The following is a 14965-nucleotide window of genomic DNA, read 5'->3' as shown; positions in this document are numbered from 1 at the left end:
TTCCGTGTCATACGTCACTTTGTAACTGGATTTTAATTATTGAATTTATGACTGCCCGGTCGGTTATGCCCGGTGGCCTGCTTGATTTATAGTGCAGGATTGCTGTGGTACGGCTGTCGCGCCTGCATGGCCTGAGCGTCGCAGCGAGCGCAACAATGTTTGCTGCGCTAAGGCACCCTGCGGGTACATGGCGGTCGAACCCCATGAACTCGGCGATTGAAAGGATAAAAACGATGCTGGACTGGAAAAACCGCACGGACAAAGCCGAGGCGCGCAGCAGCGCTGGCACGCCAGGCATCTCTCGTGGCGGGCGTGGCGGGTACTGGAAAACCCTGTTTCTGAGCCGCGCCCTGCTGTCGGTGGTGGCGGTGTACCTGATCGTCACCGGCCTGCTGGGCTGGTACTGGAGCCAGGAACCCGCTTTGTTTCCTGTCCAGCAGGACGCCCAGGCCGCCGCTCAGCGTGACGGCCGGCAGATGGTGGTGGGTTACACCACGGTCGAAACCCTCAAGGAGGTCGCCGGCACTTTGCTCAACAAGCCGGGTGGTTACCTGTCCAACGACCGCTTTCCGCCGGGCCTGTGGCTCGACAATATTCCGAGCTGGGAATTTGGCGTGCTGGTCCAGGTGCGCGACATGAGCCGGGCGATGCGCAAGGATTTCGCCCGCTCGCAATCGCAGTCGGCTGAAGATCCGGATCTGGCCCAGGCCGAGCCGCGCTTCAACTTCGACAACCGCAGCTGGTTGTGGCCATCGAGCGAGTCGGAATTCCAGCAGGGCATCAACTCTCTGAGCCGTTATCAGGCACGTCTATCCGATCCGGCGCAGAAGAACGCGCTGTTCTATGCCCGTGCCGACAACCTCAACAACTGGCTGGGGGATGTTGGAACGCGCCTGGGTTCGTTGTCCCAGCGCCTGTCGGCCAGCGTTGGTCGGGTCAAGCTCAACCGGCCGTTGAAGACCGATGTGCAGCTGGCACCGGGCGAAGTGCCGCAGGTCGACGAGTCGGTGGAAGAGACGCCGTGGCTGCAGATCGACAACGTGTTCTATGAGGCCCGCGGTCAGGCCTGGGCGTTGTCCCATCTGCTGCGAGCGGTTGAGGTCGACTTCGCCGACGTGCTGGCCAAGAAGAACGCCACGGTCAGCGTACGTCAGATCATCCGCGAGCTGGAGGCCTCTCAAGAGCCGGTATGGAGCCCGATGATCCTCAACGGCAGTGGTTTTGGGGTCCTCGCCAACCACTCGCTGGTCATGGCCAACTATATTTCCCGCGCCAACGCCGCAGTCATCGATCTGCGCCAACTGCTGTCGCAGGGCTGACCCGTGGTTGTCTGCGAACGGGAGGCCGCCCACCGGGCCGCCTCCGATGCCGAGCTGGTAGCCTGGGTCGACGAGCACGACCAGCTTCAAGGCGTGCTCGAGCGCGCGCAGTTGCGCGAGCGCGGCCTGATTGGCCGCGGTACCTTTATCCTGTTGTTCAATTCCGCTGGCGAGTTGTGCGTGCATCGGCGCACGTTGAGCAAGGCTATCTACCCGGGCTACTGGGATGTGGCGGCTGGCGGCATGGTCCAGGGTGACGAGAGCTACGCTGAGTCAGCGGCACGCGAGCTTGAGGAAGAGCTGGGCGTTGGTGGCGTGGCGCTCACGGCTCACGAGCACTTTCTGTTCGATCAGCGTGGCAATCGACTCTGGTGCGCGGTGTTTTCCGCCGTATGGGACGGCCCGTTGCGCTTGCAGCCCGAAGAAGTGCTGGAAGCCCGATTTGTGCCGGTGGAGCAAGCGCTGGCCGAGAGCGAGATCATGGATTACTGCCCGGATTCGATTGCGGCCCTGCACCGGGTATTGGCGGATCGGCGCTAGGCGCCTCCGTACCGCTCCCTGCGAGCTGCGCCTGGTGTGACCAAGTCGCATTTTGCCCCAACGATGGCGCATCACTGCACTTAGCAGCGCCGACATTTGCCGTTACACTAGCGCGCCATGGTTCACCTCAGCAGAGGGGTCATTTTGGCCAAGAAAGCTTCATCCTTCGCCGCGCTCGGCGGCCTGGTGTTTTCCACCGACAGTGGCCGGCATTGCCCCGACTGTCGCCAGCCCGTCGACGCCTGCACCTGCAAGCAGACCGCCATCCCGGAAGGGGATGGCATTGCCCGTGTGCGCCGTGAAAGCAAAGGCCGTGGCGGCAAGACGGTGACCACCATAACGGGTGTGCCCTTGGCGCCAGACGCTCTCAAGGAGCTGGCGACGACACTCAAGCGTCGCTGCGGCACCGGCGGGGCACTCAAGGATGGGGTGATCGAGATCCAGGGCGAGCATGTCGAGTTGCTGTTGGCCGAGCTGATCAAGCTGGGTTTCAAGGCGAAGAAGTCAGGCGGCTGAGGCCGTACTTTCTAAACTTGACGGCACGGCCAGGGTCTACCCTGCCACACGTCAACAATCGTCATCTTTATTTTCTACACTGAGCGGCCCGCGGGCCGGGCAGTGATATTCGACTTCTCACAGGGGACCTAGATGTCCGTACGACGCACACGCAAAGACGATGGCAGCCAATGGACCGTGGCCGACAGCCGCAGTGTTTACGGGATCCGCCATTGGGGCGCGGGCTATTTCGCCATCAGCGAGAACGGCCGTGTCGAAGTACGCCCCAACGGGCCGAACAGCGCGCCCATCGACCTCTACGAGCAGGTCGAGGAGTTGCGTAAAAGCGGTCTGTCGCTGCCGTTGCTGGTGCGCTTCCCCGACATCCTGCAAGACCGCGTGCGCCAGTTGACGGGCGCGTTCGATGCCAATATCGCGCGTCTCGAGTACCAGTCGCAATACACCGCGCTGTACCCGATCAAGGTCAACCAGCAGGAGGCAGTGGTCGAAAACATCATTGCCACCCAGAACGTGTCGATCGGCCTCGAGGCCGGTTCCAAGCCAGAGCTGCTGGCGGTGCTGGCGTTGGCGCCCAAGGGCGGGACCATCGTCTGCAACGGTTACAAGGACCGCGAGTTCATCCGCCTGGCGCTGATCGGCCAGAAGCTGGGGCACAACGTTTTCATCGTGATCGAGAAGGAATCCGAAGTTGCGCTGGTGATCGAGGAGGCTGCCGAACTCAAGGTCAAGCCGCAGGTCGGCCTGCGTGTGCGACTGTCGTCCCTGGCGTCGAGCAAGTGGGCGGACACCGGTGGTGAAAAGTCCAAGTTCGGCTTGTCGGCCGCGCAGTTGCTGTCGGTGGTCGAGCGTTTCCGCGCTGCCGACCTCGATCAAGGCATTCGCCTGCTGCACTTCCACATGGGCTCGCAGATCGCCAACCTGGCGGACTACCAGCACGGCTTCAAGGAAGCCATCCGTTACTATGGCGAACTGCGCTCGCTGGGCCTGCCGGTCGATCACATCGACGTCGGTGGCGGCCTGGGTGTCGACTACGACGGTACCCACTCGCGCAATGCCAGCTCGATCAACTACGACATGGACGATTACGCCGGTGTCGTGGTGGGCATGCTCAAGGAATTCTGCGATGCGCAGGGCATGCCGCATCCGCATATCTTCTCCGAAAGCGGACGCTCGCTGACCGCGCACCACGCCGTGCTGGTGGTGCAAGTGACTGACGTCGAGCGCCACAACGACGACGTCCCGCAAATCGAAGACAAGTCCAGCCTGCCGGAAACGCTGCAATGGCTGGTCGACCTGCTGGGACCGACCGATATCGAGATGGTCACCGAGAACTACTGGCGCGCCACTCACTACATCAGTGACATCGCCACCCAGTACGCCGACGGCAAGGTCACGCTGGCACAAAAGGCCCTGGCCGAGCAGTGCTACTTCGCCGTCTGCCGGCGTCTGCACAATTCACTCAAGGCCCGCCAGCGCTCCCATCGCCAGGTGCTCGACGAACTCAACGACAAGCTTGCCGACAAGTACATCTGCAACTTCTCGGTGTTCCAGAGCCTTCCCGATACGTGGGCCATCGGCCAGGTGTTGCCGATCCTGCCATTGCATCGCCTTGACGAAGAACCGCTGCGCCGCGCCGTGCTGCAGGACCTGACGTGCGACTCCGACGGCAAGATCAAGCAGTACGTCGACGAGCAGAGCATCGAGACCAGCCTGCCGGTGCACGCGGTCAACGAGGGTGAGGATTATCTGCTGGGTATCTTCCTGGTGGGCGCTTATCAGGAAATCCTCGGTGACATGCACAACCTGTTCGGCGACACCGACTCGGTGAACATCTATCAGACACCAAGTGGCGAGGTTTACCACGCAGGCATCGAGACCCACGACACCATCGAGGACATGCTGCGCTATGTGCATTTGTCCCCCGAGGAGTTGATGACTCACTACCGCGACAAGGTGGCCAGTGCGCGCATCAGCCCGCGCGAGCGTACTCTGTATCTGGACGCATTGCGCCTGGGCCTGACGCGCTCTTCGTATCTGTCGTCGTAAGTCGATGATCAAGGCACTCGGGGTCGCGATGATGGCAATCTTCATGGCGGCCCTGAGTGGCTGTTCGGGGCTACAGTTGCTGGACAGCATCACGCCATCGAGCGGTTATACCCGCACGGCGGACATTGCCTATGGCAGTGATCCGCGCCAGCGCCTGGATGTCTATCAGCCGTTGCAGACCGCCGCTGGACGGCCCGTGGTGGTGTTCTTTTACGGTGGCAGCTGGAACAGCGGTGCTCGTGGCCAGTATCGCTACGTGGCGCGTGCGTTGGCCAAGCGGGGGATTACCGTGGTGGTCGCCGACTATCGCCTGTACCCGCAGGTGCGTTACCCCGCCTTTCTTGAAGACAACGCCCAGGCCGTCGGCTGGACTCATCAGCATATCGGCGAATACGGCGGCAACCCGCAACGCTTGTTCTTGATGGGGCACAGCTCGGGCGCTTACAACGCCTCGATGCTGGCGCTCGATGGGCGCTGGTTGCAGGCGGTGGGCATGCGGCCGGCGGATCTGCGCGGCTGGATCGGCCTGGCCGGCCCTTACGACTTCTTGCCGATCGAAAACCCTGAAGTGAGGCCGGTGTTCTTCTTTCCGGATTCACCGCCTGATTCTCAGCCGATCAATCATGTCAGCGCCGACGCTGCGCCTGTGTTGTTGATCGCTGCCAATTCCGACAGCTACGTCAATCCGCAGCGCAATACCGCGGGCCTGGCCAAGCGTCTGCGGGCCGAGGGCGTGTCGGTGGAGGAGCGCTATTACGCTCGGGTCAATCACATGACCCTGGTGGGCGCCTTCGCCTGGCCGCTGGCCTGGATGGCGCCGGTCACGGATGAAGTGGTTCGTTTTGTCATGGCACCCCCAGGCGCTTGACCCTGTGGGACCGAGCATCGCGAGCGGCGGGCCCTGCGCTATCTCCTGATCCGGCGTTGGTGCTGAGGGCGTCTTCGCGGGTCAATACAGTCGTTGCGGCCAAGTACTGAGTCTTCACTGGGATGGCAGTTGTCGGTATCAATCGAACCAGGCGTGCCGCTGCTGCAAACGCCAGGCAATGATGCCCTGGGTGATCGCCCGCAGCGCCATGAACAGCAGAAAACTGATCCACAGCCCATGATTGCCCAGCCCTTGGGTGAGCCAGCCGACCGGCAACACCAGCAGCAGGCTGATGACCATGCCGTTGCGCATCTCCCGCGCGCGGGTGGCGCCGATGAACAGCCCGTCCAGCAAATAGCTCCACACCGCTATCAGGGGCAACAAGGCCAGATAGGCCAGATAGTGATCGGCTGTTTCGCGCACGGCGAGGATGTCAGTCTGCAGGGCGATGAACAGATGCCCACCGAGCAGGAAGAACGCCGCGAACGCTACGCTGGCCAATAATGACCAGCCACCGGCCACCACCATCGAACGTCTCAATGCCACTCGATCACGGGCACCGATAGCGTGGCCACACAGGGCCTCCACGGCGTGGGCCAAACCATCCAGCGCCTGGGCGGTGAGCAACAGGCCGTTGAGCAGCAAGGCGTTGGCCGCCACGGTGGCATCGCCCAGGCGGGCGCCCTGCACGGTGATAAGGTAGAACACCGCCTGCAGTGCCATGCTGCGGATGAAGATATCGCGGTTGACGGTCAGCAGTGGCTGCCAGCTGCGCCATAGCTTCAACGCTGCCCAGGCCATATGGCCTGGGTAGGCCCGCAGTGCCGGGCGGGTGAGCCACAGGCCGATGAACACCGCGACCCACTCGGAAATCACCGACGCCTGGGCGCTGCCCACCACCCCCCAGTTGAGCCCCAGTACGAGCCACAGGTTGAGGACGATGTTCAGGCAGTTGGTGGTCAGCAGTATGATCAGCGGCGCGCGGGCGTTTTGAGTGCCGAGAAACCAGCCCACCAGCGCGTAGCTCGCCAATGCGGCGGGCAAGCCGAACAGCCGGGTGTAGAAAAAGTCCAGGGTGCTTTGCAGCAACTCTGGCGAGGGATGCATCAAGTCGAGCGACACGCGCACGAAGGGCTCGGCACAAAGGGTCAGCACGGCGGTCAACAACAGCGCCAGCAGAAGGCCTTGCACCAGGACCTGGCGCAGCCTGCCGCCGTCGTTGCGCCCGGCGGCCTGAGCGGCAAAGCCGGTAGCGCCCATGCGCAGGAACCCCATCGACCACGCCAGCAGCCCGTACAGACTGCCGCCCACCGCCACGGCGCCCAGTTGATGGGCGTGGGGCAGGTGGCCGATCACGGTGCTATCGACCAGGGTGACAAGTGGGCCGGAAAGATTGGACAGGATCATCGGCGCTGCCAGCGCCCAGACCCGGCGGTGGGTCGGGCGATCGCGCCAGTCGTTGAGTAATTGGGACATGCAGGCTCCTTTCAGGCCCGCATTGTAGCCGTGTGTCAGGCGGTTGTAGATGAATCCAGCCTGCCCTTCCGCGAGCAAGCTGTGCTCCCACAGGCGCACGACCCCTGAGCTGCTTGCACGGTGCAAGCAAGGCCTGCCCGCGAAAGCGTCAGCCCAGGCGATCGCGTTTTCAATGCACTATCCAGCTCAACAACCACAGCCCCAGTACCGCCCAGATGATCCCGCTGATGATCGCGCCGCGCATGAATGCCCGGACCGCCGAATACAGCAACAACAGGCCGACGATCAGCGCGGCGATGCTGATCAATGAAGTGTTCATCCCCAGCGTGCGCGCCAGGCCGTCGACGAAGTTGCCACCGGCATGGCCGAGCATGTTGAAGAACCAGCCGAAGGTATCGATGATGAATTTGATCACTGCGCCGAATGCCTGGCCCAGCCATTCGAAAAAGCTTTCTACATACATTGAGAGTGTCGTCCTGATGAAAGTGCCGGAGTATGCGCTGGATCTCAGCCTTGGGCCATCTGACACCATGCGGAGTTCCCTGGGCGCGGGCAAGGACTATCGAAATACATTGGGGATGACTTCATGATTTTTCGCAAGCAGGGCCGGCCTCTTCGCGAGCGAGCGTTGCGCCTGCAGTAGAGCGGCGCAGTGCTCAGTACTCAGGGCTCAGTGCACCCAGGCGAGCGCAGCCAGAAATCCTGCCAGCAGAAATGGCGCCACGGGCAGCGTGGTCTGCGCATCAGGACCCAGATTGGCCAGGCGCAGGCGCCACTTCTTGTTGAACAGTTTCCACAGCCTGGGCATGACCAGCATCCAGGCGGCGGCGATGACCCCAGCGCCGACCAAAGTGCCGATCAGGTGCAATTCGTCGGTGGCCAGGGCCAGACTGCCCAGCAGTTTCACATCCGCAGCGGCCAGGCGGCCCATGAGGTGGGCGGGGAGTGTCAGGGCCATGCTCAGCGCCAGGGCGAAGGCTCCTTCAGGCACGCTGGCGCCCATCCAGGTATGGCCGGTAGTGAACAGGTAAAGGAGTGCGCATAGGCCGCCTCCTAGTGTCAGTCCATCGGCGATCTGCCGCAGACGGATGTCCTGTTCAGCACACAGGGTGAACCAGATCAACAAGACGAGGCTTTGCATCGGGTAATACACATCCCTGGCAAGCGTTGGATCGGAAAGCTCTGGATCGAAAAACCGGGCTTTGCCCGAGGGTGTTTCAAACACCCCCCTTATCGATTTAGTACGCAAACCGGTCCCGGTCAAGCTCGCCACTGAAATCCTTGCCGTGGCGGTCAGCTTTATCAGCGTGGCGGATAGTTGGACATGATCAGGCCCACACTCTTGGCGATGCTGGCACTGCGCTCCGCCGGGCCCTGTGGCGCATCGCTGAGCACGCTGTCGCGGCTGCCGCGCCACACCAGCTTGCCGTCGCGCGCGTCCAGCAGGTCGACCTGCAAGGTGGCGACACGGTAGTCGACGGTACGTGTTTCGTTATAGAAGCCTGCGCCCCAAGGCCCACCCCAAGGGCCGCCCCATGGTCCACCGTAAGGCGTGCTGATCTGCTGTTGACGGGTATCGACGATGTAATACGCCTGCACCAGCACATCGGTCTTGGCCCCAGGCTGTGCCATGCGCAGCCCGCGCTGCTCGAGCTGGTCGCTGACCGACTGACGAATGCGTTGTTCGGTGAGGTCACTTTTGATACGCGGGTCATCTGGACGGTATTGCAGCGCCGGGGTTTTCCACGCCCAGCTGCGATAAGCGCCGAAGTCACGGCTGGCGTCGAAGTCGAGGTTGGCCTGTTGGGTCTGGCAGGCCGTCAACAGTAGCGCAAAGGCCAATAACGCAATACGACTGAACATGGGGTGTCTCCACGAACTCAACTGGGAGGATAGGCCATCAGGGCTTTTTCCACGGCTTGGCGCAATGAGTCGGCGCGCTGGCTCTCACTGCCCTGGGTGCCGGTCTCGGCGCTGGCACTCCACAGGGGTTGGCCACTGGCGCCATCGTACAACTGGATGCGGACGACGAGTACCTGGATTTCATATGTGCGTGTAACTGGCGGCGGCCCGTAGGCGCCATAGCCATAGGGGCCGCGAGGACCGTAGCCTGGGCCGTAGCCACCGCCGTAGCCGTAATCCTCGGTGACTTGCTGCAGGCGGCGCTCGACATGCAGGTCTGCAGCCACGCGCAGGTCAGGGATACCACTGCGGGCCGGGCGCAGACCGCGTTGATCCAGGCCATTGCTGACCGCCTCGGCAATCTGCGCCGGGTCGGCCAGGTTGCTGCCGACCGGCAGTTGATTGTTGACCCAGGCCCAATTGCGGTAGCGCCCGTAGTCGCGTGGCGCTGCCGGGTAGGCACTGGCATCGAAGGTTTGCGCAGCCTGCGGTGGCGCGGGCGGCAAGGGATTGGAGCTGGCGATATACGGGTTGGGGCTCTGGCAAGCGGCCAGGCCCAGGCACAACAATGCGACAGCGAAACGGCGCGGCATCAGGGTTCTCCCGTCAATTGGCCAGTGGCCGACAGATCCAGTGCAGATAACGCCCCAGCCCGGCGAAGGCCGGATGGCGGCGGTGAGCCAGTTCCATGTCCAGCAAGTCGGCGAGCGCCGCCTTGTCTTGAAAGTCTCTGGGCATGTAATCGTGAAAAACCCGCACGCCGCTGGAAGATTCGACTTGCCAGGCGCTGGCGAGTTGCGTGGCCAGCTCGCGAGGGTCCAGGGGCATTTGCGGGGTCAGGCTTTGTTTCATGCCGGCCAGGCTGTCGCCGCGCAACTTGCGAAAGTGGCCCTTGAGCAGATTGCGATAGACCAGCGCGTCACGGTTGTAGAACGCCAGCGACAGCCAGCCACCGGTCGCAGTGAAGTGCTGCAGCACCGGCAGGATGGCATGGGGTTCGGCCAGCCACTCGAGCACTGCGTGGCAGATCACCAGATCGTAGCGCTCATCCAGCAAGCCGGGCAGCGCCTGCCAAGGCGCATGGATGAACGTCGCCTCGAGCCCGGCTTCGGCGAAGCGCTGGCGTGCGCCTTCGAGCATTGGCGCCGCTGGTTCGGCGAGGGTGACCGCGTGCCCCTGCTGGGCCAGCCACAGCGACATGTGGCCAAGGCCGGCACCGATATCGAGCACCCGTAACGGACGGGTGGGCAACGCTTCGCTCAGGTCGGCCTGGAGCACGGCCAGGCGAATGGCGCCTTTGGCGCCGCCGTAGATTTTCTCGGCGAAGCGGGTGGCCAGTTCATCGAAATGGCGGTCTTTCATTGGGCGAAGCGCCGTTCGCTGTCGGCCAGTTTGCTGCGCACGACCGCGTCCATGTCCAGCCCCAGTTCGCTGCACAGCAGCAACAGATAGAGGACGATATCGCCCACCTCTTGGCCGGCATGGGCCAATTGCTCGGGGGGCAGGCTGCGTGACTGGTCTTCGCTGAGCCATTGGAAGATTTCCACCAGCTCGGCCATCTCGACGCTGGCGGCCATGGCCAGGTTTTTCGGGCTGTGAAATTGACGCCAGTCGTTATTGTCGCGGATGCGATGCAGGCGTTTGGTAAGTTCGACGAGGTTCATGGGGCGGGCTCCTGAAGGTGCATAGCTTCAGGGGGAAACGGCGCCGAATCAAGCGGGCTCGTTCAGCCTTCATGGCGAATTTATGCGAGCAGGCTGCTCCACGCCGAAATCAACAGCACCACCGCCAGAATCTTGTTCAAACGGCCTAGCGCAGCGGGTGATTTCAGCCAGCGCGTGGAGCCGGCACCAAGCAATGCCCAGCTGCCCATGCAAGGCATCGCCACCAGGAAAAACGTCAGCGACAGCCACGCCACTTCGCGGCCCTGGTCAGTGGTGCTGGTGGTGAACACGCTGATGACCGCCAGCGCCATCATCCAGGTCTTTGGATTGACCAATTGCAGGCTGGCGGCATCGACCAGCCCGAACTTGCGCGGGGAATCCTTGGCGCTCAGGGCCTCGGCGGGGCTGGCGTAGATCTTCCAGGCCAGCCAGGTCAGCCAGAGCAGGCCGACGGCGGTCATTCCCAGATGCACGCCCGGGACTTTGAGCAACGATTCGCCCAGGCCCGTGCCCACGGCCAGGACCAGCAGCGCGGCGCCACCGCAGGCGCCCAGCACGCTCGGCAGTGAGGCCAGCAGGCCGTAACGGGCGGCGTTGCTCAGGACCAGGATATTGGTTGGCCCTGGAGTGATCGAGGACACGAAGGCGAACAGCAGAAACGGCAGCAGGGTGGAGGGCATGGCAGTCAGGCTCTGTGGCGTGTAGAAACGTCATGGTGCCTTGGCCAAGGGGGTCAGTCTGGAAGGTTTGAGCAGCGTTTGCGGTAGGCCGCCGGGCTGATGCCATAGGCGCGCACGAACCAGCGGCCCAGATGGCTTTGATCGGCAAAGCCGAGGTCGCTGGCTACTTGCGCCGGGAAGTCGCCGTTGGCCAATTGCCGACGTGCCTTGGCCAGGCGCAGTTGTACCAGGTAGGCATGGGGCGGGAGGCCGAAAGCGGCCTTGAACGCGCGGGTCAGGCGAAAGCGGTCGACGTTGCAGGCCTGCGCCAGCTCGTCCAGTCCGACGTCCTGATGCACATTGGCCTGCAGATAATCCCGGGCGCGCAAGGCCACGAGTGGCAGACGCGGGTCAGGATTGTGCCGCTTGCGCCAATGGAGATGGCCGGTCAACTGTTCCAGCAGCCGATCGAGCGCACTTTGCCGCACGATCAGCAGCTCTTGGCTGTGCAGTGCAGCGAAGGCGTCGGCGATGGCCTGGCTCAGGCGCGAATCACGGGTGAGGTTTTGCGCGAAGGCCAGCACCTGTTGCGCGGGGGCATCTTCGAACAACTGGCTCAGCTCGCGCTCGATCCAGTGCGGCTCAAGGTAAAGCATTCGATAGGTGAAGCCTTCCTCGGTGGGCGCATCTCCATCGTGGATATCTCCTGGTTCCAGCAGGAATATCTGCCCGGGCGTGCTGGCGTGCTTCTGCCGTCGGCAATGAAACTGCTGCACGCCTTGCTCGGTAAAGCCCACCAGATAGCTGTCGTGCCAGTGTGGGTCGTAGGCATGGCCCTTGAAATGCGCGCGCAGGGTCTCGATCCCGGTGCTCCGGTCCTGGCTGAGATCGATCCAGTTGTGTGCGTTCATGGGTTCATGGCAGCGGTTGTGACGGGAAGGTAGTTATCGAAGGATACGGTGCGCCAGTCTAGAAGTTTTGTGCAAGCCGCTGCGACCAGATGGCAGGCGCCATCTGGTCAGTCGCCCTCACGCCGGGCTGGTGGCCTCTTCATCACCACTCAGCACGCCGGACTTCAGCCGGTTCGAGTAGTTTTCCGCCATGATCGAGCAGACGATCAACTGCAGCGGGTGGTAGATCATGATCGGCAGCAGAATCAGACCCAGCCCGGGGTTGTTGCCGAAAATCAGCGCGGCCATGGGCGCACCGGCTGCCAGTGATTTCTTGCTCGCGCAGAACACCGCTGCCACTTCATCGGCATGCTTGAATTTGAGCAGCTTGGCGGTACGGGTCGTGAGCGTCAGGATCAACGCCAGCAGAATGGCCACGCCAACGAAGGCGGTGAGAATCACCGAGGTGCCTTGTTGGTGCCACATCCCTGAGGTCATCGAGCCGCAGAACGCCGAGTAGACCAGCAGCAGGATGACCACTTTGTCGATGATGTTGGTGTAGCGCTTGTGGCGGGCAAAGAACTTGCCGAACAGCGGCCGTACCAACTGCCCGAGGACCAGCGGCAACAGCAGCATGGCGCAAAGGTCGATCAGCGTAGAACCCAGGTCGATCCCCCCGGCGCCAGAGCCGAGCACCAGGCTCACCAGCCACGGCGTGATGAAAATACCCAGGACGCTGGACGCGCTGGCATTGAGAATCGCTGCGGGCACATTGCCGCCTGCGCTGCCGGTCAAGGCCACCGAAGACGAAATAGTCGACGGCAGCGCGCACAGGTAGAGGAAGCCGAGCATCAGCAGGGCCGGGATCTGCGTGCCCAGGGTGACCTTGCACAGCAGCCACAACAATGGAAACACCACGAAGGTGAAGCCCTGCACCATGATGTGCAGGCGCCAGTTCTTGAGGCCATGGCCGATCTGTTCGCTGGACAGGTTGACGCCGTGCAGGAAGAACACCAGGAACACGCCGATATTGATCACTACCTCGGCGTGCATGCCTCCGCCCTTACTGCCGAAGCTCGGGAACAAGTAAGCCAGCAGGGTGGCGAGCAACATGCCGCAAAGGAACCAGTCGGTTACCACGCGTTTGAAATGACGGAAAATATGCATGACAAGACCTGAAACGGATTTGTAATTAAGGTAGAGCGAGGATAACGTGGCACAACTTCCGCCGTCTTGCGACATAAGGCCAATCGATGCCGACTAACGGACATCTTGGTGAAGCGCGCAGCGTCCCCGCCCTCAGCCGCTTGCCTCGCCCCCTCTACGCCCGCGCCGAAAGCCTGCGGGCTGGCTCCTGGACGCCCCGGCATCGACATGCCTGGGTGCAGTTTTCCTACGCTATCAGTGGCGTGTTGGGCGTCCATACCGACGAAGGCAGTTTTTATGCGCCCCCCCAATGGGGTGTGTGGATCCCGGGCGGTCTGGAGCATGAAGTTACCACGTCGACCCGTGCCGAAATGCGCAGCTTGTATGTCGGTATCGAGCACTCCCGCTGGGCTCCATCGCGCTGTCGGGTGCTGGAAGTCACGCCGCTGGCCCGAGAGATGATCAAGGCTTTCTGCGAGCTGCCAGTCGAATATCCACAAGGCGATACGGCTGAATCGCGCTTGGTGGCGGTGCTTCTGGATCAACTGGCGGGGCTGCCTGAAGTCCAGTTTTCGGTGCCTTTGCCGCAGCACCCCCGTCTGCTGTCGGTGTGCAATCAGTTGATCGAGCAACCCGACAACGCCTTGACTCTGGGCGAATGGGCTGCGCACATGGGTACCTCGGAAAAAACCTTGATGCGCTGGTTCCAGAAGGAAACCGGCTTGAGTTTTCGGGCCTGGCGTCAGCGTATGCGTCTGCTGTCGTCGCTCAATGTTCTAGAGGAAGGCGGAAACGTTACCCGCGCGGCGTTGTCCAGTGGATATGAGTCAACTTCGGCCTTTATCGCAGCGTTCAAAGGGCTGTTCGGGGCGACCCCGGGCGAGTTGTTCAAGCCCTGAGTCGCAGATTTCTGGCGAAATTGGCCGAGGCTTTGCATTCTGTAATCACGGCAAGGTCGGAATCCTTGTCGGGCTGTGAGAGGATGGCTCGTCAATCGAGAGCATTTCGCGTGTTTGGCCACAAAGGACCCAGAATAAAAGCTGATGAAGACTCCAAAACGCATTGAACCCCTGGTCGAGGACGGCCTGGTCGACGAAGTGCTGCGTCCACTCATGAGTGGTAAGGAAGCAGCGGTCTATGTAGTGCGCTGTGGTAATGAACTGCGCTGCGCCAAGGTCTATAAGGAGGCCAACAAACGAAGTTTCCGCCAGGCGGCCGAATATCAGGAAGGCCGCAAGGTACGCAACAGTCGCCAGGCGCGGGCCATGGCGAAAGGCACCAAGTACGGGCGCAAGGAAACCGAAGACGCCTGGCAGAATGCCGAGGTTGCGGCGCTGTTCCGTCTGGCCAGCGCGGGCGTGCGGGTGCCCAAGCCATTCGATTTTCTCGATGGCGTGTTGCTGATGGAACTGGTGGCCGACGAGTACGGCGATGCGGCACCGCGGCTGAACGACGTGGTTCTGGAGCCTGATCAGGCCCGCGAATACCACGAGTTCCTGATCCGTCAGATCGTGCTGATGCTGTGCACTGGTCTGGTGCACGGCGACCTCTCGGAGTTCAATGTGCTGGTCGGGCCGTCGGGGCCGGTGATCATCGATTTGCCCCAGGCGGTAGATGCGGCGGGCAACAACCACGCGTTTACGATGCTGGAGCGTGATGTGGGCAACATGGCCAGCTACTTCGGTCGTTTTGCTCCGGAACTCAGGCAGACCCGCTACGCCAAGGAAATGTGGGCACTGTACGAAGCCGGCTCGCTGCACCCTGGCAGTGTGCTCACTGGTGAGTTCGCCGAAGAGGACATCGAGGCGGATGTCGGCGGCGTGATGCGCGAGATCGAAGCTGCGCGTCTCGATGAGGCGCGTCGCCAGGCCATTCGGGCGGCCGACGACAAGCCGGCGGACAAGTCCGAAGAGCCGCCGCCGCCCTGGATGCAGTGACG

Annotated in this window: 17 protein-coding genes; 7 read left to right on the top strand and 10 right to left on the bottom strand. The window is 62.3% G+C overall.

Annotated elements, in window-relative coordinates:
* Positions 1-233: 233 nt before the first annotated feature.
* The 5 genes from REH34_RS13175 to REH34_RS13155 all read left to right on the top strand — a co-directional run bounded on the left by REH34_RS13175 (position 234) and on the right by REH34_RS13155 (position 5289).
* Positions 234-1319 (top strand): DUF2333 family protein, encoded by a 1086-nt coding sequence (locus tag REH34_RS13175; RefSeq protein WP_311971859.1) that lies wholly within the window; start codon positions 234-236, stop codon positions 1317-1319.
* Between the two features lie 3 nt (positions 1320-1322).
* A complete protein-coding gene (locus REH34_RS13170; RefSeq protein ID WP_311971858.1) occupies positions 1323-1859 on the top strand; it encodes an NUDIX hydrolase in 537 nt (178 codons plus the stop codon).
* A gap of 144 nt (positions 1860-2003) precedes the next feature.
* Positions 2004-2375 carry a translation initiation factor Sui1 gene (locus tag REH34_RS13165; RefSeq protein WP_311971857.1) on the top strand — a complete coding sequence of 124 codons (372 nt, stop codon included), beginning with the start codon at positions 2004-2006 and terminating at the stop codon, positions 2373-2375.
* A gap of 132 nt (positions 2376-2507) precedes the next feature.
* Positions 2508-4421, top strand: coding sequence for an arginine decarboxylase (speA, locus tag REH34_RS13160; RefSeq protein ID WP_311971856.1), 1914 nt, complete (start codon positions 2508-2510; stop codon positions 4419-4421).
* Positions 4422-4425: 4 nt separating this feature from the next.
* Complete coding sequence (locus REH34_RS13155) at positions 4426-5289, top strand: alpha/beta hydrolase (RefSeq protein WP_311971855.1); 864 nt, start codon at positions 4426-4428, stop codon at positions 5287-5289.
* 138 nt (positions 5290-5427) lie between these two features.
* Here the strand turns inward: REH34_RS13155 and REH34_RS13150 are convergent, their stop codons facing one another.
* The 10 genes from REH34_RS13150 to REH34_RS13105 all read right to left on the bottom strand — a co-directional run bounded on the left by REH34_RS13150 (position 5428) and on the right by REH34_RS13105 (position 13047).
* Positions 5428-6765 carry an MATE family efflux transporter gene (locus tag REH34_RS13150; RefSeq protein WP_311971854.1) on the bottom strand — a complete coding sequence of 446 codons (1338 nt, stop codon included), beginning with the start codon at positions 6763-6765 and terminating at the stop codon, positions 5428-5430.
* A 169-nt stretch (positions 6766-6934) separates the two neighbouring features.
* Positions 6935-7228, bottom strand: coding sequence for a hypothetical protein (locus REH34_RS13145; RefSeq protein ID WP_226505623.1), 294 nt, complete (start codon positions 7226-7228; stop codon positions 6935-6937).
* Positions 7229-7435: 207 nt separating this feature from the next.
* On the bottom strand, positions 7436-7906 hold the full coding sequence (locus tag REH34_RS13140) for an A24 family peptidase (RefSeq protein WP_226505624.1): 471 nt from the start codon (positions 7904-7906) through the stop codon (positions 7436-7438).
* Between the two features lie 161 nt (positions 7907-8067).
* Entirely contained in the window at positions 8068-8628 is a 561-nt protein-coding gene (locus tag REH34_RS13135) for a DUF4136 domain-containing protein (RefSeq protein WP_311971853.1), read from the bottom strand.
* 17 nt (positions 8629-8645) lie between these two features.
* Complete coding sequence (locus REH34_RS13130) at positions 8646-9260, bottom strand: DUF4136 domain-containing protein (protein ID WP_311971852.1); 615 nt, start codon at positions 9258-9260, stop codon at positions 8646-8648.
* Between the two features lie 13 nt (positions 9261-9273).
* Positions 9274-10029 carry a methyltransferase domain-containing protein gene (locus REH34_RS13125; protein ID WP_311971851.1) on the bottom strand — a complete coding sequence of 252 codons (756 nt, stop codon included), beginning with the start codon at positions 10027-10029 and terminating at the stop codon, positions 9274-9276.
* Positions 10026-10331, bottom strand: a complete 306-nt coding sequence (locus REH34_RS13120) for a MazG-like family protein (RefSeq protein ID WP_226505628.1) — start codon at positions 10329-10331, stop codon at positions 10026-10028. The genes REH34_RS13125 and REH34_RS13120 overlap by 4 nt, the downstream gene beginning before the upstream one ends.
* Positions 10332-10411: 80 nt before the next feature.
* Entirely contained in the window at positions 10412-11011 is a 600-nt protein-coding gene (locus tag REH34_RS13115) for a LysE family translocator (RefSeq protein WP_311971850.1), read from the bottom strand.
* Positions 11012-11064: 53 nt separating this feature from the next.
* Entirely contained in the window at positions 11065-11901 is an 837-nt protein-coding gene (locus REH34_RS13110; protein WP_311971849.1) for an AraC family transcriptional regulator, read from the bottom strand.
* 117 nt (positions 11902-12018) lie between these two features.
* Positions 12019-13047 carry a bile acid:sodium symporter family protein gene (locus tag REH34_RS13105; RefSeq protein WP_226505631.1) on the bottom strand — a complete coding sequence of 343 codons (1029 nt, stop codon included), beginning with the start codon at positions 13045-13047 and terminating at the stop codon, positions 12019-12021.
* Positions 13048-13133: 86 nt separating this feature from the next.
* Between REH34_RS13105 and REH34_RS13100 the strand changes: the two genes are divergently transcribed.
* On the top strand, positions 13134-13925 hold the full coding sequence (locus REH34_RS13100) for a helix-turn-helix transcriptional regulator (protein ID WP_311971848.1): 792 nt from the start codon (positions 13134-13136) through the stop codon (positions 13923-13925).
* A 144-nt stretch (positions 13926-14069) separates the two neighbouring features.
* Positions 14070-14963: a PA4780 family RIO1-like protein kinase gene (locus REH34_RS13095; RefSeq protein WP_226505633.1), complete on the top strand. Its 894-nt coding sequence runs from the start codon at positions 14070-14072 to the stop codon at positions 14961-14963.
* Positions 14964-14965 lie beyond the last annotated feature (2 nt).

Source organism: Pseudomonas baltica (genome assembly GCF_031880315.1).
Taxonomy (GTDB): Bacteria; Pseudomonadota; Gammaproteobacteria; order Pseudomonadales; family Pseudomonadaceae; genus Aquipseudomonas.
Note: the sequence above shows the minus strand (reverse complement) of the source record. Positions and strands in the feature narration are given on the sequence as shown.

Coding starts and splice junctions, on each gene's coding strand:
- REH34_RS13110 (WP_311971849.1), bottom strand. CDS start 11,901: ATGAACGCACACAACTGGATCGATCTCAGCCAGGACCGGAGCACCGGG.
- REH34_RS13145 (WP_226505623.1), bottom strand. CDS start 7,228: ATGTATGTAGAAAGCTTTTTCGAATGGCTGGGCCAGGCATTCGGCGCA.
- REH34_RS13140 (WP_226505624.1), bottom strand. CDS start 7,906: ATGCAAAGCCTCGTCTTGTTGATCTGGTTCACCCTGTGTGCTGAACAG.
- REH34_RS13120 (WP_226505628.1), bottom strand. CDS start 10,331: ATGAACCTCGTCGAACTTACCAAACGCCTGCATCGCATCCGCGACAAT.
- REH34_RS13100 (WP_311971848.1), top strand. CDS start 13,134: ATGCCGACTAACGGACATCTTGGTGAAGCGCGCAGCGTCCCCGCCCTC.
- REH34_RS13135 (WP_311971853.1), bottom strand. CDS start 8,628: ATGTTCAGTCGTATTGCGTTATTGGCCTTTGCGCTACTGTTGACGGCC.
- REH34_RS13175 (WP_311971859.1), top strand. CDS start 234: ATGCTGGACTGGAAAAACCGCACGGACAAAGCCGAGGCGCGCAGCAGC.
- REH34_RS13155 (WP_311971855.1), top strand. CDS start 4,426: ATGATCAAGGCACTCGGGGTCGCGATGATGGCAATCTTCATGGCGGCC.
- REH34_RS13125 (WP_311971851.1), bottom strand. CDS start 10,029: ATGAAAGACCGCCATTTCGATGAACTGGCCACCCGCTTCGCCGAGAAA.
- speA (WP_311971856.1), top strand. CDS start 2,508: ATGTCCGTACGACGCACACGCAAAGACGATGGCAGCCAATGGACCGTG.
- REH34_RS13150 (WP_311971854.1), bottom strand. CDS start 6,765: ATGTCCCAATTACTCAACGACTGGCGCGATCGCCCGACCCACCGCCGG.
- REH34_RS13095 (WP_226505633.1), top strand. CDS start 14,070: ATGAAGACTCCAAAACGCATTGAACCCCTGGTCGAGGACGGCCTGGTC.
- REH34_RS13130 (WP_311971852.1), bottom strand. CDS start 9,260: ATGCCGCGCCGTTTCGCTGTCGCATTGTTGTGCCTGGGCCTGGCCGCT.
- REH34_RS13105 (WP_226505631.1), bottom strand. CDS start 13,047: ATGCATATTTTCCGTCATTTCAAACGCGTGGTAACCGACTGGTTCCTT.
- REH34_RS13115 (WP_311971850.1), bottom strand. CDS start 11,011: ATGCCCTCCACCCTGCTGCCGTTTCTGCTGTTCGCCTTCGTGTCCTCG.